Here is a 472-nt window from a genome sequence, read left to right as displayed (position 1 = left end):
CAAATTATCTCGCCGCTTTTTATTTATTGATAGTTGGTGAAAACGTATCAATAGGCAGTAACTTACCCTGCAAACTCTTCTGAGTCTGGACGGTTAGTAAATTGCACGCCATTTAGAAAATCGCAAAGTAGTTGGTCTTCACATACTTTGTAGTTCTTGTTCTCTGGCTTACGGAAGTAGGCACCAATCTCGTACTTACTTAGGCTGATGCCTACCACTTCTAATATATCTAATACATCTTCTGCTTTCATGTTCAACGCAATACGCAGCTTCATGAAAATCATGTTGTTAGTCAGAGCAACTTCAGGTTTAGGTTGAACACCTTCTTTTTTGCCACGCTTAAGATTGATAAAACCATTTAGGAATACCGCTAACTCTTTATCTTTCATCGTAGAGCATGACTTGTCGTTGTCGTCTTTTAGCCAATTAATCACTTGGTCATGAGCAACGGTCACATCAGCTTGCTCGATAG

At 39.4% G+C, this 472-nt stretch carries 1 protein-coding gene; it reads right to left on the bottom strand.

The annotated features are described in order from the left end of the window. Positions 1-62 precede the first annotated feature (62 nt). The coding region (locus AB4232_RS20875; RefSeq protein WP_372087924.1) for a DUF1456 family protein at positions 63-472 on the bottom strand (410 nt) is incomplete at its 5' end.

The organism is Vibrio sp. 10N.286.46.A8, assembly GCF_041470165.1.
Classification (GTDB): Bacteria; Pseudomonadota; Gammaproteobacteria; order Enterobacterales; family Vibrionaceae; genus Vibrio; species Vibrio tasmaniensis_A.
The sequence above is the reverse complement of the archived record's forward strand: the minus strand, read 5'-3'. Positions and strand labels throughout refer to the sequence as shown.